General features: G+C 65.8%; 20 protein-coding genes. 8 read left to right on the plus strand and 12 right to left on the minus strand.

Features of this window, described 5'->3' with window-relative positions:
- Positions 1-28: 28 nt before the first annotated feature.
- Genes ARTSIC4J27_RS13515 through ARTSIC4J27_RS13525 form a run of 3 tightly spaced genes read right to left on the minus strand, consistent with a single transcriptional unit; the run spans position 29 to position 5,033 of the window.
- Positions 29-1,192 (minus strand): acyl-CoA dehydrogenase family protein, encoded by a 1,164-nt coding sequence (locus tag ARTSIC4J27_RS13515; protein WP_050055720.1) that lies wholly within the window; start codon positions 1,190-1,192, stop codon positions 29-31.
- A gap of 2 nt (positions 1,193-1,194) precedes the next feature.
- On the minus strand, positions 1,195-3,420 hold the full coding sequence (locus ARTSIC4J27_RS13520) for an ATP-binding protein (protein ID WP_050055721.1): 2,226 nt from the start codon (positions 3,418-3,420) through the stop codon (positions 1,195-1,197).
- 5 nt (positions 3,421-3,425) lie between these two features.
- Positions 3,426-5,033, minus strand: coding sequence for a carboxyl transferase domain-containing protein (locus ARTSIC4J27_RS13525; protein ID WP_050055722.1), 1,608 nt, complete (start codon positions 5,031-5,033; stop codon positions 3,426-3,428).
- Between the two features lie 144 nt (positions 5,034-5,177).
- Here ARTSIC4J27_RS13525 and ARTSIC4J27_RS13530 point away from each other — a divergent pair, with 144 nt between their 5' ends.
- The gene (locus ARTSIC4J27_RS13530) at positions 5,178-5,891 is read left to right on the plus strand and encodes an SACE_7040 family transcriptional regulator (RefSeq protein ID WP_050055723.1); all 714 of its coding nucleotides are present in this window, start codon (positions 5,178-5,180) and stop codon (positions 5,889-5,891) included.
- Between the two features lie 77 nt (positions 5,892-5,968).
- Here the strand turns inward: ARTSIC4J27_RS13530 and ARTSIC4J27_RS13535 are convergent, their stop codons facing one another.
- Genes ARTSIC4J27_RS13535 through pdhA form a run of 3 tightly spaced genes read right to left on the minus strand, consistent with a single transcriptional unit; the run spans position 5,969 to position 9,578 of the window.
- Complete coding sequence (locus tag ARTSIC4J27_RS13535; RefSeq protein ID WP_083435481.1) at positions 5,969-7,378, minus strand: dihydrolipoamide acetyltransferase family protein; 1,410 nt, start codon at positions 7,376-7,378, stop codon at positions 5,969-5,971.
- An 8-nt stretch (positions 7,379-7,386) separates the two neighbouring features.
- Positions 7,387-8,397 carry an alpha-ketoacid dehydrogenase subunit beta gene (locus ARTSIC4J27_RS13540; protein WP_050055725.1) on the minus strand — a complete coding sequence of 337 codons (1,011 nt, stop codon included), beginning with the start codon at positions 8,395-8,397 and terminating at the stop codon, positions 7,387-7,389.
- Positions 8,397-9,578: a pyruvate dehydrogenase (acetyl-transferring) E1 component subunit alpha gene (pdhA, locus tag ARTSIC4J27_RS13545; protein WP_050055726.1), complete on the minus strand. Its 1,182-nt coding sequence runs from the start codon at positions 9,576-9,578 to the stop codon at positions 8,397-8,399. The genes ARTSIC4J27_RS13540 and pdhA overlap by 1 nt, the downstream gene beginning before the upstream one ends.
- Before the next feature lie 194 nt (positions 9,579-9,772).
- Here pdhA and ARTSIC4J27_RS13550 point away from each other — a divergent pair, with 194 nt between their 5' ends.
- Together ARTSIC4J27_RS13550 and ARTSIC4J27_RS13555 are read left to right on the plus strand one after the other, a co-directional pair.
- On the plus strand, positions 9,773-10,246 hold the full coding sequence (locus tag ARTSIC4J27_RS13550) for an Lrp/AsnC family transcriptional regulator (protein WP_050055727.1): 474 nt from the start codon (positions 9,773-9,775) through the stop codon (positions 10,244-10,246).
- Between the two features lie 166 nt (positions 10,247-10,412).
- Entirely contained in the window at positions 10,413-11,078 is a 666-nt protein-coding gene (locus tag ARTSIC4J27_RS13555; RefSeq protein ID WP_050055728.1) for a hypothetical protein, read from the plus strand.
- 107 nt (positions 11,079-11,185) lie between these two features.
- Here ARTSIC4J27_RS13555 and ARTSIC4J27_RS13560 read toward each other — a convergent pair whose 3' ends face one another.
- Together ARTSIC4J27_RS13560 and ARTSIC4J27_RS13565 are read right to left on the minus strand one after the other, a co-directional pair.
- Positions 11,186-12,802, minus strand: a complete 1,617-nt coding sequence (locus tag ARTSIC4J27_RS13560; protein ID WP_050055729.1) for a solute symporter family protein — start codon at positions 12,800-12,802, stop codon at positions 11,186-11,188.
- Positions 12,799-13,179 carry a DUF485 domain-containing protein gene (locus tag ARTSIC4J27_RS13565; RefSeq protein ID WP_050055730.1) on the minus strand — a complete coding sequence of 127 codons (381 nt, stop codon included), beginning with the start codon at positions 13,177-13,179 and terminating at the stop codon, positions 12,799-12,801. The genes ARTSIC4J27_RS13560 and ARTSIC4J27_RS13565 overlap by 4 nt, the downstream gene beginning before the upstream one ends.
- Before the next feature lie 182 nt (positions 13,180-13,361).
- Between ARTSIC4J27_RS13565 and ARTSIC4J27_RS13570 the strand changes: the two genes are divergently transcribed.
- The 5 genes from ARTSIC4J27_RS13570 to ARTSIC4J27_RS13590 all read left to right on the plus strand — a co-directional run bounded on the left by ARTSIC4J27_RS13570 (position 13,362) and on the right by ARTSIC4J27_RS13590 (position 17,964).
- A complete protein-coding gene (locus tag ARTSIC4J27_RS13570) occupies positions 13,362-14,570 on the plus strand; it encodes a sensor histidine kinase (protein ID WP_050055731.1) in 1,209 nt (402 codons plus the stop codon).
- Positions 14,571-14,613: 43 nt separating this feature from the next.
- A complete protein-coding gene (locus ARTSIC4J27_RS13575; protein ID WP_050055732.1) occupies positions 14,614-15,330 on the plus strand; it encodes a LytR/AlgR family response regulator transcription factor in 717 nt (238 codons plus the stop codon).
- Positions 15,327-15,677, plus strand: a complete 351-nt coding sequence (locus ARTSIC4J27_RS13580; protein ID WP_050055733.1) for a DUF485 domain-containing protein — start codon at positions 15,327-15,329, stop codon at positions 15,675-15,677. The genes ARTSIC4J27_RS13575 and ARTSIC4J27_RS13580 overlap by 4 nt, the downstream gene beginning before the upstream one ends.
- Before the next feature lie 45 nt (positions 15,678-15,722).
- The gene (locus ARTSIC4J27_RS13585) at positions 15,723-17,189 is read left to right on the plus strand and encodes a sodium/solute symporter (protein ID WP_050055734.1); all 1,467 of its coding nucleotides are present in this window, start codon (positions 15,723-15,725) and stop codon (positions 17,187-17,189) included.
- Positions 17,190-17,271: 82 nt separating this feature from the next.
- A complete protein-coding gene (locus ARTSIC4J27_RS13590) occupies positions 17,272-17,964 on the plus strand; it encodes a hypothetical protein (protein ID WP_083435458.1) in 693 nt (230 codons plus the stop codon).
- Between the two features lie 6 nt (positions 17,965-17,970).
- Here the strand turns inward: ARTSIC4J27_RS13590 and ARTSIC4J27_RS13595 are convergent, their stop codons facing one another.
- The 4 genes from ARTSIC4J27_RS13595 to pyrH form a co-directional block, all read right to left on the minus strand.
- A complete protein-coding gene (locus ARTSIC4J27_RS13595) occupies positions 17,971-18,555 on the minus strand; it encodes a DivIVA domain-containing protein (RefSeq protein WP_050055736.1) in 585 nt (194 codons plus the stop codon).
- Between the two features lie 122 nt (positions 18,556-18,677).
- Positions 18,678-19,601 (minus strand): phosphatidate cytidylyltransferase, encoded by a 924-nt coding sequence (locus ARTSIC4J27_RS13600; protein ID WP_050055737.1) that lies wholly within the window; start codon positions 19,599-19,601, stop codon positions 18,678-18,680.
- Positions 19,601-20,158, minus strand: coding sequence for a ribosome recycling factor (gene frr / locus ARTSIC4J27_RS13605; protein WP_050055738.1), 558 nt, complete (start codon positions 20,156-20,158; stop codon positions 19,601-19,603). The genes ARTSIC4J27_RS13600 and frr overlap by 1 nt, the downstream gene beginning before the upstream one ends.
- A gap of 124 nt (positions 20,159-20,282) precedes the next feature.
- Complete coding sequence (gene pyrH / locus ARTSIC4J27_RS13610; protein WP_050055739.1) at positions 20,283-21,020, minus strand: UMP kinase; 738 nt, start codon at positions 21,018-21,020, stop codon at positions 20,283-20,285.
- Positions 21,021-21,075 lie beyond the last annotated feature (55 nt).

Consider the following 21,075-nt stretch of genomic DNA (forward strand, 5'->3'; position numbering starts at 1 on the left):
ACAGTCCCTGCTCGTACAAACCCGTTTGCTACAGACCCAGTTCGCGGGCGATCAGCATCAGCTGGACCTCCGTGGTGCCTTCCCCCACTTCAAGGATCTTGGAGTCGCGGTAGTGGCGTGCCACGGTGAACTCGTTGATGAAGCCATAGCCGCCGAATACCTGGGTGGCATCCCGCGCATTGTCCATGGCCGCCTCGCCTGCGACCATCTTAGCGATGGCCGCCTGGGTCTTGAACGGCTTTCCGGCAAGCATGCGGGAGGCCGCATCGTAGTAGGCCAGGCGGGCGGTGTGGGCCCTTGCCTCCATGCGTGCGATCTTGAACGAGATGGCCTGGTACTTGCCGATCCGGTGTCCAAAGGCGCTGCGTTCCTTGGCGTACTTGACCGACAGGTCCACGCATCCCTGGGCCGCACCCGTGGCCAGGGCCGCGATGGCGATCCGGCCCTCGTCCAGGATGGACAGGAAGTTGGCGTAACCGCGGCCTTCAGCCCCCAGCAGGTTCGCTTCCGGAACCCGGACATCCTTCAAGGTCAGCGGGTGGGTGTCCGAGGCGTTCCAGCCCACCTTGTTGTACGGCTTCTCCGCCTTGAAGCCGGGCGTGTCGGTGGGCACCAGGATGGTGGAGATTTCCTTCTGGACGGAGCCGTCCGCGCGCTCCTTCTGCCCGGTGACGGCGGTGACGGTAACCAGGCGGGTGATGTCGGTGCCCGAGTTGGTGATGAACTCCTTGTTGCCGTTGATCACCCACTCACCGCCCTCCCGCCGGGCGTGCGTCTTGGTACCGCCCGCGTCCGACCCTGCTTCCGGCTCCGTCAGGCCGAAGCCGGCGAGCGCCTGGCCGGACGCGAGCATGGGCAGCCACTCCTGCTTCTGTTCCTCGGTGCCGAAGCGGTAAACGGGCATGGCGCCCAGCGACACCCCGGCCTCGAGGGTGATCGCCACCGACTGGTCCACGCGGCCCAGCTGCTCCAGCGCGAGGGCGAGGGCGAAGTAGTCCCCGCCCATCCCGCCGAATTCCTCGGGGAAGGGCAGCCCGAACAGGCCCATCTCCGCCATCTGCTTGACCACTTCGTAGGGGAAGCTGTGCTCCTCGTCGTGCTTGGCCGATACGGGCGCCACTACCTCGTCCGCGAATTCCCGGACGGTGTTGCTGAGGTCCTGGTATTCCTCGCTGAGTTCAAAACCTGCCATGGCTAGGCTCCTTCGCCTGTTGCGTCTGTGTCTTTGATTGCGTCTATGGGATTGGTGCTGCTGGCAGCGGGATGCGGATGAATGGTGGCCAGCACCTGGTCCGCCTTCACGAGGTCGCCGGGGCGGGCGCTGAGATGCACGGTTCCGTCCAGCGGTGCCAGCAGCTGGTGCTCCATCTTCATGGCCTCCACAGCCACAAGCACCTGCCCGGTGGTGACGGCGTCCCCGTCACTGACCGGAACGGACACCACGGTGCCCGGCATGGGCGAGCGCACGGCTGGATCGGCTGCGCCCTCCTCCCGCTGGATGGCGGCAAGCACCCGTTCAAGCCGCGACTCCCGCGTCAGGACTTCCAGCCGGCAGGACCAGCCCCCGTTGCCGAGGAAGATTTCGGAAGGTACGGGGTTGTCAGGGCCGGATGGATGCGGTCCGGGCTGCACCCTGATCAGTGAGTACGTTGCCGACTCGCCGTCAAGGGTGATTTCTGCGTGACCGGCACGGGGGAAGCTCAATGAGGCTTTATGCCGGGGGCCACCATCCACGGCAACGGTTGCAGTCCCCTGCCGTGCGGATTCAAATACCTGCACCGCTGCCACGCCGCCGTCGGGCGTTCCCAGGTTGATCCGGCGTGGCGCGGGCGCCCCCAACCGCCAGCCATTGCGGGCGCGCCACGGGCCGGACGGCAATTCCCCACCATCTGGCCCCTCCGCTGCAACCGCGAAGAGCGCTGCCGCCACCAGTTCGGCGTCACCCACGCGGCGGAAGGCGAGATCCGGGAGTTTGCGCTCGATCAACCCTGTGTCGAGGCGGCCGGCGCGGACCTCGGGATCGTTGAGCAGCAGCCGCAGGTATTCGACGTTGGTGTCCAGGCCCAGGGCCGTGTAGCCGGCGAGCGCAGCATCCAGTGTGTCGAGTGCTGCTGCGCGGTCTTCGCCCCAAGCGATGACCTTGGACATCATGGGGTCGTAGCTGGAGGACAGCTCAAGGCCTTCCACCAGGGAGGAATCCACCCTGACGCGGCCCTTGCCGGCAGCCGCCTCCATGCTGGGGGTGATGCCGGGCCGCTGCTTAGGCCCGGGCAGTTCGTCCAGCAGGAGGACCGTTCCCGTGGACGGCAGGAAGTTCTTCCCAGGGACCTCGGCATAAACCCGGGCTTCCACGGCATGTCCGGTCAGTTCGACGTCGGCCTGCCGGAGGGTGAGTTCCTCCCCCGCGGCAATCCGCACCTGCCATTCGACCAGGTCCACCCCGGTGACCATCTCGGTAACCGGATGCTCCACCTGCAGCCGGGTGTTCATCTCCATGAAGTAGAACTCGTCCGGCGCCTCGTCAGAGACCAGGAATTCCACGGTTCCGGCCCCGCTGTAATTGACGCTGCGGGCAGCGTTGCAGGCGGCCTCGCCGATGCGGGCGCGGATGGCCTTCCCCTCCGGCAGAGCTTCGAGCAGGGGCGAGGGGGCCTCCTCGATGACTTTCTGGTGCCGCCGTTGCAGCGAGCATTCACGCTCGCCCAGATGAACGACGTTGCCGTGGTTGTCGGCCAGCACCTGCACCTCGATGTGGCGCGGGGTGGTCACCAGGCGTTCCAAAAACAGCGTGTCATCACCGAACGCGCTCGCTGCGACGCGCCGGGCGGTGGCCAGGATATGCGGAAGGTCCGCAGGGCGTTCCACCACGTGCATGCCTTTGCCGCCGCCGCCCGCGGAGGGCTTGATCAGGAGCGGAAACCCGACGGCGGCCGCGGCCTCGACCAGTTCGGCGTCCGTCATACCGGGGCGGGCCACGCCGGGGACCACCGGAACGCCGTAACCCGCAACGTGGTTCTTGGACCGGATCTTGTCCCCCATCATGGTGAGCGCCTCGATGCCCGGGCCAATGAAGGTGATCCCGGCCTGGTCCAAGGCGCGGGCAAAGTCGGCGTTTTCGCTCAGGAAGCCGTAGCCGGGGTGCACCGCTTCGGCCCCGGTCTGGCGGCAGGCATCAATGATGGCGTCGATCTTCAGGTAACTCTCTGTTGCCGCTGCGGGGCCGATCCGCACGGCAGTGTCAGCTTCGCGCACGTGCCGGGCACCGGCGTCGGCATCGCTGTATACGGCGACCGAACGGATGCCGAGGGCGCGCAGGGAGCGGATCACGCGGCAGGCGATCTCACCGCGGTTGGCCACCAGGACCGTTCCGAAGAGCGGCTTGCGCGCGGTGAGCGGGCTGGCAAGGGAGGGCGTGGCCATACCGCTCACATCCTGAAGAGGCCGAAGGAGGTTTCGGGCAGCGGGGTGCGGGACACCACGTCCAGCGCCAGGCCCAGGACGGTCCGGGTGTCGGCAGGATCAATCACGCCGTCATCCCAGAGCCGTGCCGTGGAGTAGTACGGGCTGCCCTGGTCCTCGTATTGCCGGCGGATGGGCGCCTTGAAGGCTTCCTCGTCCTCGGCTGACCATTCCTGGCCGGCCGCCTCGTACTGCTCACGCTTTACGGTGGCCAGCACGCTGGACGCCTGGTTGCCGCCCATCACCGAGATGCGCGCCGCGGGCCACATCCAGAGGAACCGCGGTGAGTAGGCACGGCCGCACATGGAGTAGTTGCCGGCACCGAACGAACCGCCGATCACCACCGTCAGTTTAGGCACCCGTGCGGTAGCGACGGCCGTGACCATCTTGGCGCCGTTTTTGGCGATCCCGCCCTGTTCGGAGTCCTTGCCCACCATGAACCCGGAGATGTTCTGCAGGAACACCAGCGGGATCCCGCGCTGGTCGCACAGCTCGATGAAGTGCGCCCCCTTGAGCGAGGATTCACTGAACAGCACGCCGTTGTTGGCCACGATGCCCACCGGGTGTCCGTGCAGCCGGGCGAAGCCTGTCACCAGGGTGGTGCCGTACTCCTTCTTGAATTCGTGGAACCGGCTGCCGTCCACCAGCCGGGCGATGACTTCGTGGACGTCGTAGGGGGCGTTGACGTCCGTGGGCACCGCGCCGTAGAGCCCGTCTGCTTCTACGGACGGTTCGACGGCGGCGCTTACGTCCCACGCCGGCTGTGCGGGAGGCGGCAGCGTGGCGACGATGTCACGGATGATCTGCAGCGCGTGTTCATCGTTCTCGGCAAGGTGGTCCGTTACGCCCGAGATCCTGGAGTGCACGTCCCCGCCGCCGAGCTCTTCCGGGCTGACGATCTCGCCGATCGCAGCCTTCACCAGCGGCGGCCCGCCCAGGAAAATGGTTCCCTGGTTCCGAACGATCACTGTCTCGTCGCTCATGGCGGGTACGTAGGCGCCGCCGGCAGTGCAGGAGCCCATCACCGAGGCGATCTGCGGAATCTTGGCCGCGGAGAGCCGGGCCTGGTTGTAGAAGATCCGGCCGAAGTGGTCACGGTCCGGGAAAACCTCATCCTGTTTGGGCAGGAAGGCTCCGCCGGAATCCACCAGGTAGATGCAGGGCAGCCGGTTTTCCAGGGCAATTTCCTGGGCCCGGAGGTGCTTCTTGACAGTCATCGGGTAGTAGGTTCCGCCTTTGACCGTGGCGTCGTTGGAGATCACCAGCACGTGGCGGCCGTGGACCAGTCCGATCCCGGCAATCACTCCGGCGCCGGGGGCCTCGTTGTTGTACATCCCGTTGGCAGCGAGCGGGGCGATCTCCAGGAACGGGCTGCCGTCATCCAGCAACTGGTCGATACGCTCTCGGGGCAGAAGCTTTCCCCGTGCCACATGGCGCTGCCTGGATTTTTCCGGACCGCCCAGGGCCGCATCCGCCAGTTTCTTCCGCAGCTCTTCGGTGAGTTCCAGCTGGGCGGCACGGTTCGATGCATAAGCCTCGGCAGTTGCATCAAGCCGGGTGGCAAGGGTCTCCATTAACGGTCCGTTCCTGTTCCGGTCCGAGCACTTTTACGGCAACTCGGTTAGCGCCCAATAACTGAAATTCAGGTTAGTCTGGATTAACTGTGAAGTCCACCACATAGCTGTTCTTGCTAAGATCTGCGGGATCGAGGAGGAAATGTGCGCAGCACCGACGCCACGCAGACTGGCCAATCAACGCAAGGCCCAACAACGCAAGGTTCAGCACCGCAGGGCCCGCCAGCGCCTGGTCCATCAACACCTGGTCCATCAACACAGCGGGGCCAAGCGAAGGAAAGCCGCCGGCAGGCGCTGCTCTCGGCTGCGGCGTCGCTTTTTGCGGTCAACGGGTTCAATCGTGTGTCGCTGGAGGACCTGGGGTCGGCTGCCGGGGTGAGCGGGCCTGCCGTCTACCGCCATTTTCCCGGAAAACAGGCGGTCCTTGCCGACCTTCTGGTGACCGTCAGCCAGGAGTTGCTCGACGGCGGCCGTGAGGTTGTGTCCCGCAACCCCGACCCTGCTTTGGCCCTGCGGCGGTTGGTGGAATTCCAGGTGGACTTCGCCCTGGGCAAGCCGGACGTCATCCGCGTCCAGGACAGGGATTTCAGCAACCTCTCGGAACAGGACCAGGCAGCCGTGCGGACGCTGCAGCTGGGTTACGTCGAGGTGTGGGTTGATGTCCTCGCCAAGCTGCACCCGGATACGGACACCGCCGAACTCCGGATGCGGGCTCACGCCACGTTCGGGCTGATCAACTCCACACCGCACTCCGTGCGCAGCCACGGCAGGAAAATGGCGGCACGCTCCGCCCGGCCGCTGCTGGAAAGCATGGCCCTGGCCGCGCTGCTGGTGGATCCCCCGGAACCCGCCCCCTAACGCTGGAGTTTTTGTCCAGATATGCAGGGATAAACCGTCCCCAAGCCTGCATATCTGGACAAAAACTCCCGGGCTGGCTAGACCATAGTGAGGACCATTCCCGGGTCAGCCAGGATGGCACCCACATCCGCCAGGAAGCGCGAGCCTTGTTCCCCGTCCACCAGGCGGTGGTCAAAGGACAGGCTCAGCGTGAGGACCTGGCGCAGGGCCACCTGGCCCTGGTACTCCCACGGCATGTTCCGCACGGCGCCGAGGGCCAGAATGGCGGCCTCCCCCGGATTGAGGATGGGAGTGCCCGCGTCAATCCCGAAGACGCCGATATTGGTGATGGAGATGGTTCCGCCGGACAAATCAGCTGGTGTGGTTTTGCCGGCCCGCGCGGTTTCCGTCAGTTCGGTCAGCGCGTCCGTCAGCTGAAGGAGGGACAGCGCGTCAGCATCCTTGATATTGGGAACGGTCAGTCCACGGGGCGTGGCGGCTGCGATGCCCAGGTTCACATAGTTGAAGGTGACGATCTCCTGGTTCGCCTCATCCCACCGTGCATTGAGCTCCGGGTTCCGGCGCAGGGCGATCAGCACGGCCTTCGCCGCGAGGGTGAGCGGCGTCAGTTTGTGGCCGCTGAACTCACGGCTTCCCTTGAGCTTTGCCAGCAGCTCCATGGCCGGAGTGACGTCTACCGTGAGGAACTCCGTGACGTGCGGAGCGGTGAAGGCGCTCTCCACCATGGCCGCTGCCGTGAACTTCCGAACCCCCTTGATGGGCGTCCGGGTCTCCCGCTCCTGCCGTGGCTGAAGCCCGACCGGAGCAACTGTTTCCTGGGTGGACGAGCCGGCGGCCGCGGACTGTCCGTCCACAAAGTGCTGGACGTCCTCGCGGGTGATCAGCCCTTGCGGGCCTGTCCCGCGCACCAGGGAGAGGTCGACACCCAGGTCCCTGGCGAACTTCCGGACCGGAGGTGTGGACCGGGGCCGGGTTTCGAGGTGATCGGTTTCGGCGGGCTCAACCACCGGGGAACGTGTGCCGGCAGGCTCAACCACCGGAGGCCGGGTTTGGACAGGCTCAACCGACGGGGCAAGGTTGCGTTGGCGCCGCACTGGCCTGCCGGAACTTTCGACGACGGCGCCGTACCCCACCAGGTTCGGTTCCCGTTTGGCTGGTGCCGGCTCCTGTTCCTGCTCCTGTTCCCGTTCCTGCCCTGCCGGGGACGAAACGGGGGCGACGGGCAGTCCGGAGGAGGTTCCGGCGTCGTCCGCCACTTCAAAGGAGACGATCGGCTTGCCCACCTCCACGATGGTGCCCGGCTGCTCGTGCAGTTCTTTGATAACCCCCGCAAAAGGGGACGGAAGCTCCACCACGGCCTTGGCGGTTTCCACCTCGGCAATCACCTGGTTCAGGCTGACGGTATCCCCCACGCCGACTTTCCAGCTGAGGATTTCCGATTCGGTGAGTCCTTCGCCCAGGTCCGGGAGCAGGAATTCCTTGATCATGGTGGCGCTCATCCTTCCAGCCCGCTGAGGGAGTTCGGCCGGCCCAGGGCGCGGTCCACCCCGTCCAGGATCCTGTCCAGGCCCGGGAGGTGGTGCATTTCCAGCTTGGAATACGGGTAGGGGATGTCGAAGCCGGTGACCCGGACCGGCGCCGCCTCAAGGTAGTAGAAGCATCGTTCGGTGATGCTGGCCGCCACCTCGGCACCGAGGCCGCCCGACTGGCCGGCTTCATGCGTCACCACCAGGCGGCCGGTCTTGCGGACAGAGGCAACCACGGTGTCGTAGTCCACCGGCGCCAGCGAGCGCAGGTCGATGACCTCGATGAAGATCCCTTCATCGGCAGCGGCCGAAGCGGCGTCCCTGGCAGTCTTGACCAGCGGGCCGTAGGCCACGAGGGTGACGTCGGCGCCCTCGGTGACCACGCGGGCCCGGTCCATGGGGACCGCTGTCCGCGGATCCATGTTCTCGTCTACCTCGCCTTTGTCGTGGTAGCGGCGTTTGGGCTCGAAGTACAGCACGGGGTCGTCGCAGGAGATGGCCTGCTGGATGACGGTATGGGCGTCCTGCGGGTTCGAGACGGTCACCACGCGCAGCCCGGACGTGTGGGTGAAGTACGCTTCCGGTGACTCGGAGTGGTGCTCCGGGGAGCCGATGCCGCCGCCGAACGGGACCCTGATGGTGATGGGCATCTTGACGGCGCCCCGGGTGCGGTAGTGCAGCTTGGCCACCTGGCTGACGATCTGGTCGAACGCAGGGTAGATAAAGCCGTCGAACTGGATTTCCACTACGGGGCGGTAGCCGCGGTAGGCCAGTCCCACGGCCGTGCCCACTATGGCCGATTCAGCCAGGGGCGTGTCCACAACCCGGTGCTTGCCGAAATCCTTCTGCAGCCCGTCAGTCACCCTGAAGACGCCGCCCAACGCGCCGATGTCCTCGCCCAGGAGGACCACTTTGGGATCGTTTTCCAAAGATTTGCGCAGGCCGGCGTTAATGGCGCGGGCAAAGGTCATCTGGGTCATCAGCGTGCACCTTCTTCTGATACGGCTTCTGCGGGATCACCGAACGAAGCCAGGTACCGGGCGTAGTGGTCCTGCTGCCGGTCCAGCCAGGAGTTGGGCGTGCTGTAAACGTGTTTGAAAACGTCCAGCGGTTGCGGGTCCGGCATGGTGGTGCAACCTGCGCGCATTTCCCTGGCGACGGCGTCGGCCTTGTCACTGACCTGCTGCTGCAGTTGTGGGGTCAGCAGGCCTTTGCGGTCCAGGAGTGCTTCGACACGGGTGATCGGGTCCCTGGCGGTCCAGTCCTCCAGTTCATTGGCATCCCGGTAGCGGGTGGGATCGTCTGCTGTGGTGTGCGGGCCCATCCGGTAGCTGACGGCCTCGATGAAGGTGGGGCCCCCGCCGCGCCGCGCGCGGTCCAGGGCGACCCTCGTTGCGGCCATCACGGCCAGGACGTCGTTGCCGTCCACCCGCAGGCTGGGGATTCCGAAACCGGCAGCCCTGTCCGCCAACTGGATATGCGACTGAAGCCGTACGGGTTCGGAGATGGCCCAGTGATTGTTGGTGCAGAAAAACACCACCGGCACCTGGAAGCTCGCGGCAAAAACCATGGCTTCATTGACGTCGCCCTCACTGGTGGCGCCGTCGCCGAAGTACGTCACCGCCACAGAATCCGCGCCGTCGTTCTGGATGCCCATGGCGTAGCCGGTGGCGTGCAGGGTCTGGGCGCCGATGATGATCTGCGGCGTGGCCATGTTGATGGAGTACGGATCCCAGCCGGAGGAGGCGTTTCCGCGCCAGACCCTTACGATGTCCGTCAGGTCAACACCCCGGCAGTAGGCAACACCGTTTTCGCGGTAGCTGGAGAAGACGAAGTCATCCTCGCGAAGGGCCCGGCCGGAGCCGATCTGCGCGGCTTCCTGTCCGAGCAGTGGGGGCCACAAGGCGAGCTCACCCTGGCGCTGCAGGGCGGTGGCCTCGACGTCGATGCGCCGGATAACTGTCATGTCCTCAAACAGCGCACACAGCTGTTCGTCGGTGATGTCCCGCACCCAGGGATCGAATTCCGGGTGGCTGATCCGCTCCCCTGAAGGGGTGACCAGCTGGACAAGTCCCCTTCCCGTTCCGGGAGTTTCCGCGCCGGTGAAATCAGCAGCATTGGGGGCACTTGCGCTGCCTTGGCCCATTCCGTCTGTAGACACGATAGCCGCAACCTCTCACGTCGTTGACCTGCGGTTTCGAAGGACTTGTGGTCCCGCTGCCGCCGGCCTTCCGGGCGCCGTTGCCCCGGATAACTGTGACCCTACTCACAATGCTCATTGGGTACAACCACCATGGCTGCTACTGAGCAATATGCTCTGTCCGGCCCGTCCGGACGGTGCTAACGTTGCGCATTATGCAAGCTCTGGATGGCACCGATACCCGGCTGCTTTCAGCCCTGGCCCAGGATCCGCGGCGAACGGTGGTGGCGCTGGCCCAGAAGCTTGGGCTGTCCCGGAATACGGTGCAGGCCCGGATGGCCCAGCTGGAAAAGAAGCACGTTTTCCTGTCCTTTGAACGCCGGATCAATCCGGTGTCCCTGGGCTACCCGCTGATGGCTTTTATTTCCGTCCACGTCCAGCAGCAAAAGCTCGCCCAGTTGGCCAAAGACCTGGCCGACGTACCCGAAATCCTCGAAGGCTACGGGCTTACCGGCCCTGCCGACCTGCTGCTTCGTGTGGTGGCCCTGGACGCGGAGGATCTTTTCCGGATCAACGGGAAGATCCTTGCCTGCGACGGCGTGGAGCGTACGGACACCGCCCTGGCCATGGGCGAACTCATCCCGTTCCGGGTCCAGCCCCTGCTCGAGCGGGGTTCGCAGGGCGCTTAGGCCTGTGCGTGCAGGCAGCCGGAAGCCGCACCAGCTGCATTGCGTGCCTGCCATAAAGTACGACGGCGGCCACGCCCGCTATAGGCTGTTGCAAGTTATCCACGGGTGCCGTTCGCCGGCTCCCGCGACCAGGCGGTGCCATGCACCCCGCCGGAAAGGCTCCATCTTGAGCAATCCTCAGGAACCGTACCAGCCGGGAGACCCCGGGTCCGCACCGCAGCAGCCGATTGCCCCCACCCGGCGGCCGCCCGTGGACCGCGTGGAGGCGGCCTACCACGCCGCGTCCGGTGCACCCCAGGCTCCCTCCGGCGCCTACCAGGCTCCGGTCGGTGGGTACCAGGCTCCAGCCACCGGGTATGAGGAAGCCACTCCGTTCGGCCTTCCCGGCCAGCAGCCCCCGGCCAAGGGCCGGCGCAAACTCTGGATCATCCTGGGCAGCATCGGCGGCGTACTGCTGCTGGTGGTCCTGGGGATCATCATCCTGGTGAACGTGGCGGGCAGTGCCACCAATGAGGCACGGGGCCTTGCCGACGGCTTCACCAAGCTGGTCATCGCGGGCGACAACGCCAAAGCCTATGACGACTACCTCGACCCCGCACTGCAGGAGCAGTTATCCAAGGAAGCTTTCATCACCGGCGTCGGCAGCCTGGAAATGAACGGCTCCTGCAAGCCGTCCTACAACGACCTCAAGGTAAGCACCGAAAACGGCGTCAAGGCCGCGGACGTGGCCGGCGTCATCACCTGTGACGGCAAGGAAGTTGACCTCGCCTACCGTTTTGAAGGCACGGACGAGATGAAGATGACCAACATCAAACTCCGGCCGAAGGCCTAGCAGCAACAGCATCAGGGATAACAAAAAGAGCCTCTGCGCCGAAGCGCAGAGGCTCTTTCCAGTTGCCTGCATAAAGGGGCAGGGCCCGCAGTCAGTGGTGGACCCGGTTAGTGGTCGACCGCCTTCTCCGCGCCCACACCGGTAAGGGACCGGACTTCCATCTCGGCCTGCTTGGCCGTGTCTTCGCGCTTCTTGTCCAGGACCGTTCCGAGCCAGCCCAGGAAGAACGCCAACGGGATGGACACAATGCCCGGGTTGCTCAGCGGGAAGAGCGCGAAGTTGACGTCCTTGATCATCGACGTTGCCCCGCCGGACACCACCGGCGAGAAGATGATCAGCACGATGGCTGCACCGAGCCCGCCGTACATGCTCCACACCGCGCCCTGGGTGGTGAACTTCCGCCAGAACAGGGAGTAGATGATGGTAGGCAGGTTGGCCGACGCCGCCACAGCGAAGGCCAGTGCCACAAGGAACGCCACGTTCTGCCCGTTGGCGAGGATGCCGCCCAGGATGGCCAGGACGCCGATGACCACCACGGTGCGCCGGGCAACCTTAACTTCCGTATCGGCGTCGGCCTTGCCCTTGGAAATGACGCTGGCGTAGATGTCGTGGGCAAAGGACGCGGCCGCGGTGATGGTCAGGCCGGCCACGACGGCGAGGATGGTGGCAAAGGCCACAGCCGAGATGAACCCGAGCAGCAGCGGCCCGCCCAGGTAGAAGGCCAGCAGGGGGGCTGCCGAGTTGACGCCGCCGGGTGCGGTCCTGATGGTTTCGGGACCCACCAGGGCCGCGGCGCCATAGCCGAGAACCAGGGTGAACAGGTAGAAGAGGCCGATCAGCCAGATGGACCAGACCACGGACTTGCGGGCTTCCTTGGCAGTGGGGACCGTGTAGAAGCGCATCAGGACGTGGGGCAGGGCGGCAGTTCCCAGGACCAGGGCAAGGCCCAGGGACATGAAGTCGAGCTTGGAGGTCTCGGTCTTGCCGTACTGCAGGCCGGGGTTCAGGACGGCCGGGTTGTTGGCGGTCTCCACGGCCGCGCCCAGGAGGCTGGAAAGGTTGAAGCCGTAGATGGCCAGCACCCAGAGCGTCATGACCGCCGCACCGGCGATCAGCAGGATGGCCTTGATGATCTGGACCCAGGTGGTGCCCTTCATGCCGCCAATCAGGACGTACATGATCATCAGCGCGCCGACGACGATGATCACCAGTGCCTGTCCGCCCCAGTCGCTGATGCCCAGCAGCAAGGAGATCAGGCTGCCGGCACCTGCCATCTGGGCCAGGAGGTAGAAGAAGCACACGGCCAGGGTGGAGATGGCCGCGGCGATCCGGACAGGCCGCTGCTTCAGCCGGAAGGAGAGCACGTCGGCCATGGTGAACTTGCCGGTGTTGCGGAGCAGCTCAGCCACCAGGAGCAGCGCCACCAGCCAGGCCACCAGGAAGCCGATGGAGTACATAAAGCCGTCATATCCGTTGATGGCGATGGCGCCCGTGATGCCCAGGAACGATGCCGCCGAGAGGTAGTCGCCAGCGATGGCCGTGCCGTTCTGGGAACCGGTAAAGGAGCGGCCGGCGGCATAGTAGTCGGCAGCGGTCTTGTTGTTCCGGCTGGCGCGGAACACAATCACCATGGTGACGGCCACAAAGATGCCGAAGATGCCCATGTTCAGCAGGGTGGTGTCCTTGAGTGCGGCGACGTCCACCGCGGCAGCTATGTTGATCATTTGTTGACTCCGCTTACCCGGTTGCCCTGCTTATCGAATTCGTGGCCCTCGATCTCGTCCCGGATCTCCTTGGCGATGGGGTCGAGCCGCTTGTTGGAGTAGTGCACGTACCAGCCTGTGATGGCGAACGTGGAGACGAACTGCAGCAGCCCAAAGATCAGGCCGATGTTGATGTTGCCCCAGACCTTCGTGGACATAAATCCCACGGCATAGTCGGCGAGCAGGACGTAGGCGAAGTACCACAGCAGGAAGGCCACTGCCATGGGGAACACAAAACTGCGGTGACGTTTGCGCAGTTCCTGGAACTGGCCGGTCGACTGGACCTGTTCAAAGTCCACGGACGCCGCTGCGTCCGGAATATGGGCATCGTTACCCATCGTTCCTCCTCATTGAGACTTGCCGGGACACACCGGGCGGTGGGCCCTGGGCAGGGACACCGGAAGTGTGACTGCAATCACTGTGCTGTGCGCCGGCCGCCACATGCCATACCTGGCCCGCCCGGCGTCGCTCAACGGTCGGGATGCTGCGGCAAACGGCACCCCCCGCTACGCTGGGCAGCATGCTGGACTCCCCCCTCCTGACTGCCGCGGCGGTGGCCGTCATCGCCATGGCAGTTGCCGTCGTCGTCGGCGGGGGGCTCAAGGTCCTCCGCTCCTTCCGCGACCTGGGCACCGACGCGGAACGCGCCACTTACCACACCCTGCATGCGGCGTCCCAGGCCGGGCAGCACCTGCGCCGCGGACTGAACCCCGCCGGCGCGGCGAAAGCCAGCCGGCACCTGCGGACGCTGCTGGGCTGCGAGGCCCTGGCCATCACCGACACCACCGGGGTACTGGCATGGGACGGAGCGGCCGAAGAATTAAAACCGCAGGTGATGCGCCTGGCGGACGGGGTACTGGCGGGCGGCCGGACCGCCGTTCTTCCTGCCGGCAGCCCGGCAGGCGCGGACGGCGTAACAAAAGATGGAACAGGCGGTCCGCTGGCAGCGGTGATTGCTCCGGTGCGCGCGGGAACGCGTGTGGTGGGCGCAGTAGCTGCTTTCGCGCCGACGGCGGGTGCCGGACTGGTCCGGGCCACCAGCGAAGTGGCCGACTGGGTGGCCGTCCAGGTGGAGCTCGCCGAACTGGACGCATCACGGACCCTGCTGATGGAGGCGGAGGTGCGGGCACTGCGCGCCCAGATCAGCCCGCACTTCATTTACAACTCGCTGAACGCCATCGCGTCCTTTATCAACACCGACCCCGCGCGCGCCCGGGAACTGGTAGTGGAATTCGCTGATTTCACCCGCTACTCCTTCCGGCGCCACGGCGACTTCACCACCCTCGCCGAAGAACTCCGCTGCATCGACCGCTACCTGCTCCTGGAACGCGCCCGGTTCGGCGAACGCGTGCAGGTCAGCCTGCGGGTGGCGCCGGAGGTCCTGAGCACCGTTATCCCCTTCCTCAGCCTGCAGCCGCTCGTGGAAAACGCCGTGCGGCACGGGCTGGAGGCCAAGGAAGGACCGGGGCATATCAGCATCACCGCCAACGACGCCGGAGCGTTCGCCGAGGTGACCATCGAGGACGACGGCGTGGGCATGGATCCTGCGCAGCTGCAGTCCACCCTGGCCGGGCATACCGACGGCGTCCACGTGGGACTGCGGAACGTAGACGCCCGCCTCCGCCAGGTCTACGGCAACGACCACGGCCTGGTCATCGAGACCGCGCCCGGCGAGGGGACGATGATCACCATGCGTGTACCCAAGTCCCAGCCCGGCCACGACGCGTGACGCCAGGCACTTCCGGCCCGGCCGCGGAAGCTAACCTAGGAAGATGATTAACGTCCTCGTCGTCGACGATGAGCTGCCCGCCGTCGAGGAACTGGCGTTCCTGCTGGGCCGGGATGACCGTATCGGCACCGTCCTGCGCGCCACCTCCGGAAGTGAGGCCCTCCGGGCACTGTCCGCTGGCCAGATCGACGCCGTATTCCTCGACATCCACATGCCGGCAGTGTCCGGCCTGGATATCGCCCGCGCCATCAGCGGGAGCAGGAATCCCCCCGCCGTGGTGTTTGTGACCGCCGACGAGGACCACGCTTTGAAGGCCTTCGAACTCGCCGCCGTGGACTACCTCCTCAAGCCGGTGCGTGCCGAGCGGCTGGCACGGTCCGTGGGGCGCATCAGTGAACTGCGCGACGGCGGTACGGCGCCGGAGATGATCACGGTGGACCAGGGCGGTACCACCAAAATGATCCGGCGCGACGACGTGACGTACGTCCAGGCCCAGGGTGACTACGCGAGGCTGCACACGGCAGATGCGAGTTACCTGATCAGGGTCCCGCTGGCCGATCTTGAACAGCAGTGGGCGGATGCCGGATTCATCAGGACCCACCGCTCCTACCTTGTCGCCCTGAAACACGTGACCTCGATGAAGCTGGCGGCGGACGGGCCCAGCGTCACCGTTGCGGGGGCCGGACTGCCCATCAGCCGCCGCCACCTGCCAACAGTCCGTGAAAAGCTGGGGGCCACCCGGATCAGGCCGCAGGCATGACCAGGGTGCGTGTGACTGCTCCGCGTTCTGCAGCCCTGCCCGCCAGGGAAACCCGGGAAGCTGCGCAGGACTCCGAGGTAGGGCAGCTGTTCGTCAGGTCCCTGATCAGGTCCCAGCTGCGGCTGGCCCTGGTGGTGGCCGGCGGGTTCCTGCTGATCCTGGGCGCCTTCCCGCTGCTGCTCGCCGTGGTGCCCGGGCTGTCGGAAACCCGCATCGCCGGGATTCCCTTCGACTGGCTTCTCCTGGGCGCGGGAATCTACCCCCTGATCGGGCTCAGTGCCTGGTTCTATGTCCGCACCGCGGCCCGCAACGAAGCGCGGTACCGGGACCTGGCCGGTGACCAGTGAACCCGGCCACTCTTGAATCCGCAAGCAGGGACCGGTGACGGCAGCATGAATCCTGGCGTGGCCATCGCCGCGCTCGCGGTGGTCTCCGTGGCCACGGCGGTCATCGGCTTCTACGGCCTGCGGATCTCCCGCACCACGGGCGATTTCTACGTTGCGTCCCGGACCGTCCGGCCCTGGTGGAACGCCTCGGCCATCGGCGGCGAATACCTCTCCGCCGCAAGCTTCCTGGGCGTTGCCGGACTGATCCTGCTCTCGGGAACGGACGCCTTGTGGTTTCCCGTCGGCTACACGGCCGGGTACCTGATGCTGCTGCTGTTTGTTGCCGCTCCGCTGCGCCGGTCCGGCGCCTACACCATCCCGGACTTCACCGAGGCCCGGCTGGACTCACAGGTTGTCCGGAAGGTCACCAGCCTGGTGGTGGTGCTGGTGGGCTGGCTCTACATCGTGCCGCAGCTCCACGGCGCCGCCCTGACCATCCGGATCACCACCGGTTTGCCGTCCTGGGTGGGATCGGTGGCGGTGGTGATCGTGGTGTGCCTGACGGTGGTGGCCGGCGGTATGCGGTCCATCACCTTCGTGCAGGCTTTCCAGTACTGGCTCAAGCTCACAGCCCTGGCCGTCCCCATCCTCTTCATCATCTTTATGCTCGCCGGAAACGGAACACCCGCACTGTCCCCTCCAGCGGTAAACCCCACCAGCCTGCCCCCTGCCGGCGCCTACCAGAATGTGTCGCTGCTGATGGCCCTGCTCTTCGGCACCCTCGGGCTGCCGCACGTCCTGGTCCGCTTCTATACCAACCCGGACGGGCAATCGGCCAGGCGCACCACGCTGATCGTCCTCGGCCTGCTGTCCGTTTTCTACCTTTTCCCCACCGCGTACGGGCTGGTGGCCCGGGTCTTCGCGCCGGGCCTGGCCCGCGCCAACCAGGCCGACGCCATGGTGCTGCTGCTCCCGGGCGAACTCGTGGGCGGAGCCGCCGGCGACCTGCTCTCAGCCCTCGTGGTGGCGGGCGCTTTTGCCGCCTTCCTCTCCACCACCTCCGGCCTGGTGGTGTCCCTGGCAGGCGTCATCAGCCAGGACGTCCTGGGCGGCGAAGTAGGCGGATTCCGGCTCGCTGCGGTGATCTCCGCCGTCGTGCCCCTGGGGTTTGCCTTTATGACCGACTCCCTGGCCCTGGCCGGCAGCGTTGGCCTGGTTTTCGCGTTCACCGCCTCCACCGTGTGCCCGGTGCTCCTGCTGGGAATCTGGTGGCGGGGCCTGACCGACGCCGGTGCCATCGCCGGGATGGTGACGGGCGCAATCCTGTGCGGCGGGGCGATGATCGCCGGAGCCCTGGTGGGAGCCTCGAACCTGGCACCCTGGCTGGCGCAGCCGGCGGCGTGGACCGTGCCCGCTGCCTTCGCCGTGATGGTGGCCGTCTCGCGCGCCACCGCACACAGGGTGCCCACAACGATGGCGCGGGTCATGACCCGGCTGCACACCCCCGAAAGGCCGCTGGCCACGGAACGCTGATCCCGCCGTCGTCCGTCCAGGCTTTTGCCTGCAGCGGTCCTTTTTCCTCGCGCTGCTGCCTGTGATGGGAGAGAATGGCGCCATGTCCATCGAGGGCGAAAGCCCGGCCGGAGTCCCTCCGTCAGTCCGGGCGCAACTGCTGGCCACTGAGCACTGGGGCCTGCTTGCCTCGCGCAGCACCACGCAGGGCGAGGTACTGACCCGGATCAGTATGTTCCTCACCTTCACCTCCGCCAGCGTGGTGAGCGTGGCGCTGGTAGGCCAGGCCACGAAGTTTTCGGAAGCCTTCGTGGTGCTTGCGGTGATTGTCCTCTGCATCGACGTGGCCATAGGGCTCCTGACCCAGGTCCGGGTGATGAACGTGGCCCAGGAGGACCTGATGTACGTAACGGCGATGAACCGGCTGCGCGCGGCCTACGTGGACCTGGACCCCGGGGTGGCGCCGTACCTGATGGCCGGGTACCACGATGACCAGGCCGGTTCCATGCAGACATATTTCTTTTTCGGCAATCGAAGCTCACCCAGCCAGGTGGCCGGGAGCAGCATGGTCTTTATGAGCGCCGCGAACGCTGCGCTCATCGCCATCCTGTCGGGCCTGCTGCTGACGCTCCTCGGGGCAGGGACGACGGCGGCCGTCATCGCGGGTGCCGTCTTCGGCCTGACTTTCCTGGCCGGTTCCGCCTACCTCGGCTACCGGGCCTACGCGGCGATTTGGCAGAGGTTCACGCCGCTCTCCCCCACTCCCCCGGGACCCACTTCACCGGGCGGGGAATGAGCCGCCTCAGTCGATGGCTGCCATCAGTTCAACCACCCGGTCCAAAAACGCGTCCACCTGGGCTTCCTCGTAACCGTCCTTGCCCACGGCGGGACGGAAGACTGCCCGGCGGACATTGTCCACGCTGAGCGGCTTGTCCTGTTCGAGGTACGCCACCAGTTCGCGGCACAGCCGGTCCACGTCCGCCGTGTTGTAGCTGCGGGCCTTCTTTTTTGCGGGCCGGCGGAACCGCTCGCCGTCGGGCCGGTGCAGCCTGCCCCGGAGGATGCCGGACAGGTTCCCGATTTCGCGCAGCCATGCCTCCTCGCCCCGCTCAGCGATCAGCTCGTCCCGCTCGCGGCGCGCAAACGCGTCCTCAAGGCGGTCCAGGGCCGCATCCACAACAGCGGCGGAATAGCCGCCCTTCACCGGGTCAAAGGAGACACCCCGGACATCGGAGCTGTTGATCGGGTGCGAGGTGGACTCGGGGGTTTCAAGGGAGACCCGTGCACGCTGCAGGAACTGGTCCACCTGCTTGGCGTTGTAACCGTATTCGCTGCGCTGCACACGCTCAAAGGACGCAGGGATCTGCCGATGAATGTCCAATGCCACTTTGATTCCTTCAATGCTCTTCTGCCGTATCGCTTCTGCCCCAGTTTAAGGGCGCCGGGACCGGCAAGGGTTTGTGTCAGCCTGACGCGCGTGTCAGGCTGCAAGCGCGTGCTGCATGCGTGTCAGGCTCCGGCGAGCAGCCCGTACAGGATGAATACCACCGGCGAGGCGAACACGATCGAGTCGAGCCGGTCCATCACGCCGCCGTGCCCGGGCAGGATGCTGCTCATGTCCTTGACGCCAAGTTCCCGTTTGACCATGGACTCGGCGAGGTCGCCGGCCGTGGCGGCCGTTACCGTTCCGACTGCCAGGATGATGCCCACCCACCACGGTTTGTCCAGCACAAAGAGGCTGGCAAGGACGCCGATCAGCATGGCGCCCGCCACGGAGCCGGCGAATCCCTCCCAGGACTTCTTCGGGCTGATCTTCGGGGCCATGGGATGCTTGCCCAGGGATGCACCCACCAGGTAGCCGAACGTGTCGTTGGACACCACCAGCAGCAGCATCACCGCTACCTGCAACGCGCCGTCGGGAATGGTTCCGCCCGGCCAAAGCCCCAGCGGCGTGGCCCCTCCCGCGGCATGCAGCGGAAGCGCGGCGAAGCTGATGAAAAACGGCACCCAGCCCAGGGTGAACACCCCGGCAAAGATGCTGTTGGCGGAGCCCGCCGCGCTCTCAACGGACCGCCACAGCAGGACAGCCACCGAGCTCAGCAGCATGGCAAAAAGCAGGCTCTCGATGCCGCCCAGGTAGGCGCAGAACGGCATGGCCACAGTGCCCGTCATCACCGGGACGATGGGCATCCTGGTGCCGTTGGCTTCAAGTGCCCGGTAGATTTCCCACACGCCAAAGACGGCGAACGTGGTGGTGACCGCCACGAACCCGAGCGGGAGGAACAACAGTCCGCCCAGCACCGCGAACAGCATGGCCAGGCCCACCACCACTGCGGCCGGCAGGTTCCGCCCGGCTTTCGGAGTTGGATTGCTCCTGGGCTGCTTCCCCCGTGTGCGCGCCCGTTGTGCCGGGGCCTGCTCTGCCTGACCCATCAGACTTCGAGCAGCTCTGCTTCCTTGCGCTTCAGCAGCTCGTCGATGCCGTCAACATGCGCCTTGGTCATGCCGTCCAGTTCCTTTTCGGCCCGGGTGCCCTCGTCCTCACCGGCCTCGCCGTCCTTGACCAGCCGGTCCAGGGTTTCCTTGGCCTTGCGGCGGATGTTGCGGATGGAGACCTTGGCGTCCTCGCCCTTGGTCTTGACGATCTTGACGTATTCCTTGCGGCGCTCCTTGGTCAGCTCAGGAATGGTGATCCGGATGACGTTGCCGTCGTTGGACGGATTGGCGCCGACCTCGGAATCGCTGAGCGCACGTTCGATGTCCCGCATCGCGGTCTTGTCGAATGGGGTGATCAGGATGGTGCGGGCGTCCGGGATGGCGAACGAGGCGAGCTGCTGCAGCGGCGTGGGGGAACCGTAGTAGTCCACCAGGACCTTGTTGTAGAGGCCCGGATTTGCCCGGCCGGTACGGACGGCAGCGAAGTCTTCCTTGGCTACCTCTACGGCCTTGTCCATCTTTTCTTCGGCTTCGAGCAAGGTTTCTTCTATCACGGTCTCTCCTGACGATTCTGGTGCAGTCCGGGGCGCCGGCTCCGTGCACGTGGTTCTCGGTAGCTGTGCCGTCCCCGGCCCGAAGGCAGGGGACGGAACTGTCCTGAAAACATCCTAGCCGCAGCTAGGTGGTGACCAGGGTGCCGAGCTTTTCGCCCAGGATGGCGCGGGTGACGTTGCCTTCGCCCTCCATGCCAAAGACCACCATGGAGAGGTTGTTGTCCTTGCACATGGTCATGGCCGTCTGGTCCATGACGCGGATGTCGCGGCGCAGGGCGTCGTCGTAGCTGAGGGTTTCAAGCCGCTCGGCCGAGGGATCCTTCTTGGGGTCCGCGGTGTAGACGGCGTCCACACCGCTCTTGGCCATCAGGACGACGTCGGCGTGGACTTCGAGTGCCCGCTGGGCGGCTACGGTGTCGGTGGAGAAGTACGGGAGCCCGGCGCCCGCACCGAAGATGACCACGCGGCCTTTTTCCATATGCCGGATGGCGCGGCGCGGAATGTACGCCTCGGCCACCTGTCCCATGGTGATGGCGCTCTGGACCCGGGTTTCAACGCCGGCCTGCTCCAGGAAGTCCTGCAGCGCCAGGCAGTTCATCACCGTTCCGAGCATGCCCATGTAGTCGGCCCGTGAGCGGTCCATGCCGCTCTGGGACAGTTCGGCGCCGCGGAAGAAGTTGCCGCCGCCAACCACAATGGCCACTTCCACTTCAGGGACTGCTGCGGCGATCTGCTTGGCGACGTCGCGGACAGTCTCCGGGTCAACGCCCAGCTTCCCGCCGCCGAAAACCTCTCCGGAGAGCTTCAGGAGGACCCGGCGTCGACTTTTCTCTGGTTGCATTACAGTGTTGACGGCTTCCATGATGCCTTCCGGTTGGGGGTCTGAAAAAAGGGTATCCTGCTGGGGCCCATGCTCG

The organism is Pseudarthrobacter siccitolerans (assembly GCF_001046895.1).
Classification (GTDB): Bacteria; Actinomycetota; Actinomycetes; order Actinomycetales; family Micrococcaceae; genus Arthrobacter; species Arthrobacter siccitolerans.

Coding starts and splice junctions, on each gene's coding strand:
- ARTSIC4J27_RS13515 (WP_050055720.1), bottom strand. CDS start 1,192: ATGGCAGGTTTTGAACTCAGCGAGGAATACCAGGACCTCAGCAACACC.
- ARTSIC4J27_RS13520 (WP_050055721.1), bottom strand. CDS start 3,420: ATGGCCACGCCCTCCCTTGCCAGCCCGCTCACCGCGCGCAAGCCGCTC.
- ARTSIC4J27_RS13525 (WP_050055722.1), bottom strand. CDS start 5,033: ATGGAGACCCTTGCCACCCGGCTTGATGCAACTGCCGAGGCTTATGCA.
- ARTSIC4J27_RS13535 (WP_083435481.1), bottom strand. CDS start 7,378: ATGATCAAGGAATTCCTGCTCCCGGACCTGGGCGAAGGACTCACCGAA.
- ARTSIC4J27_RS13540 (WP_050055725.1), bottom strand. CDS start 8,397: ATGACCCAGATGACCTTTGCCCGCGCCATTAACGCCGGCCTGCGCAAA.
- ARTSIC4J27_RS13550 (WP_050055727.1), top strand. CDS start 9,773: ATGCAAGCTCTGGATGGCACCGATACCCGGCTGCTTTCAGCCCTGGCC.
- ARTSIC4J27_RS13560 (WP_050055729.1), bottom strand. CDS start 12,802: ATGATCAACATAGCTGCCGCGGTGGACGTCGCCGCACTCAAGGACACC.
- ARTSIC4J27_RS13565 (WP_050055730.1), bottom strand. CDS start 13,179: ATGGGTAACGATGCCCATATTCCGGACGCAGCGGCGTCCGTGGACTTT.
- ARTSIC4J27_RS13570 (WP_050055731.1), top strand. CDS start 13,362: ATGCTGGACTCCCCCCTCCTGACTGCCGCGGCGGTGGCCGTCATCGCC.
- ARTSIC4J27_RS13575 (WP_050055732.1), top strand. CDS start 14,614: ATGATTAACGTCCTCGTCGTCGACGATGAGCTGCCCGCCGTCGAGGAA.
- ARTSIC4J27_RS13580 (WP_050055733.1), top strand. CDS start 15,327: ATGACCAGGGTGCGTGTGACTGCTCCGCGTTCTGCAGCCCTGCCCGCC.
- ARTSIC4J27_RS13585 (WP_050055734.1), top strand. CDS start 15,723: ATGAATCCTGGCGTGGCCATCGCCGCGCTCGCGGTGGTCTCCGTGGCC.
- ARTSIC4J27_RS13590 (WP_083435458.1), top strand. CDS start 17,272: ATGTCCATCGAGGGCGAAAGCCCGGCCGGAGTCCCTCCGTCAGTCCGG.
- ARTSIC4J27_RS13600 (WP_050055737.1), bottom strand. CDS start 19,601: ATGGGTCAGGCAGAGCAGGCCCCGGCACAACGGGCGCGCACACGGGGG.
- pyrH (WP_050055739.1), bottom strand. CDS start 21,020: ATGGAAGCCGTCAACACTGTAATGCAACCAGAGAAAAGTCGACGCCGG.